At 33.7% G+C, this 1,984-nt stretch carries 1 protein-coding gene; it reads right to left on the bottom strand.

Annotation, left to right across the window (positions count from 1 at the left end):
• Positions 1 to 99: 99 nt before the first annotated feature.
• Positions 100 to 1,833, bottom strand: coding sequence for an IS1634 family transposase (locus EDD63_RS11455; protein ID WP_134171448.1), 1,734 nt, complete (start codon positions 1,831 to 1,833; stop codon positions 100 to 102).
• Positions 1,834 to 1,984 lie beyond the last annotated feature (151 nt).

The raw sequence follows: 1,984 nt of genomic DNA, 5'->3' as shown, positions 1-1,984 counted from the left end.
ATCCTGTCTTTGACAGTCAAATGAAATAAAAACAGACAATAGACCCATGAATAAGGGGTTATAGTCTGTTTTTGTTTTGTAACGATATGTAGTAATGTTTTATTTTCCTTTGGTTTGTTTGATAATACTGCGCATTTTTGATTTCTTCACGATTTGTGTGTCAGTTCTAAATCCAAAAATATCATGTAAATTATCTGTAATTTTAGTGCGTGTATACGATGGTATGTATCCATATCCATCAATGAGTGTCACATTCATTGTTCGTAGAGTATCTAGTGTATTTTCAACTGTGTATTTATGTTCCAACTTTGCATCTAGTAAACGGTATGATAATAAAGCTAAGAAGCAAATTAGAAAGTGTGCTTTGATTCTATCATCTCTTTGAAGATATACAGGACGTGCTTCGAAGTCAGTTTTCATAATACGAAAGCATTCTTCAATTTGCCATCGACGTTTATTAATCTCAATGATTTCCTCAACATCTCCGTCAAGGTTTGTAGTTACTCCGTAAAAACCATCATAGATAGCTTCTTTATCGATTGCTTCTTGATCAAGGATGTTGAATTCTTTATCAGCGATCTCTCCATTCTCAGTGATTGCAGTTTTTTTGATGAATCGTGCGGGATCGTTAGGGTTTTTATGTGTTTTTTTAACTTTACCATTTTCGTTTACTATACGCATAGCTCTATCAATTTGACCTTGTCGTATGTTAGCTTGATATGCACGATATTTTGGTGAGTAGGTTACGATTAAAGTTTCGGATATCTTTTTTGATTCTAAAGGGATTTCTTTGTAATATACAGAATTGAATACTTCTTTATTTGTCTCGTCAAGCGCAGATAAATCAACGAATTCATCGGTTCCAATTTTGCGGTACTGTTTTGGATTTAAAGCGATTTCTCGATCTTCCTTTTTTAGTTTCTTTAAAGACTGAGTGATGACATATGAGCGATTTCCCATATCGTTAAATAGCTTGTTGTTTTGTGAACCTAAACCACTATCTGAGCAGAAGATAAATTCCGAACACTCAAAATCACGTATAATCTTTTTTTCTAGTGGTTGTAGAGTTTTCTGTTCATTTTGATTCCCTGGATACGTATCGAAGGCCAGTGGCATTCCATCTGCATCCATAAACAATCCCATTCCAATACATGGATTTGGACGATGTTCTTTTTGTTTCCCATATTGCTTATCACCATCAGCTTGCTCAATCTCAAAGTAATAATTAGTACAGTCGTAATAAAGGATTTTCTTATTACGTTTGTGAATGAAATTTGAGTTTTTGTATACTTCCGCTTGAATGTAGTCAGACTCTTCGGCGATAACGGAAAGTGCACGATATACATCATGTATTTCATATTTTGGTGATTCGAGTAATGTCTTTGAGAATTCGAAAGTGCTCGACTTGCTTGAGGGAGATAACACTCTTCCGTAAATCAAATCCGATAGAATAGCTTCAAGATTATATTCATACGCATGACGATTTTTAATGTTACGACAGATATTGTCGATACGTAAAGAAGATAAGATGGATTGGATGAAAAGATAACCAACATTAAAACAACGGTTTTTATCGCTATCAATAAGTTGAGTTTGTGAAAAGGGAATGGTAACTGTCTCCGTTTCCTTATTGTATTTCTCCGTTTCAATTCTAGCCTGTTCTTTAGCCCAAGCTACAACACCATCACGATCCGTTTGTAATTCTTCCATAAGATCTTTAAGTGTACCTAATTTTTTGAAAACTTTAGAAGTGCTTTTACCATTTTTACCTTTAAAAGCATGGTTGATGTAAAAAGACTCGGAATTCTTAGACTTAGTTGAAGTGACTCTCATAAAAACCCTCCTATATACTAAAATAATTATATCATACTTTACGATATATTACGACCCTAAATATCATGAAATTTGACAAATTTGCATTAAAAAAAGCCCATAAATAAATGAGCTGTGTAATTTACTAGATAATTGACCTGTCAAACTCCCG

It is taken from the genome of Breznakia blatticola (assembly GCF_004365815.1).
Classification (GTDB): Bacteria; Bacillota_I; Bacilli_A; order Erysipelotrichales; family Erysipelotrichaceae; genus Breznakia; species Breznakia blatticola.
Note: the sequence above shows the minus strand (reverse complement) of the source record. Positions and strands in the feature narration are given on the sequence as shown.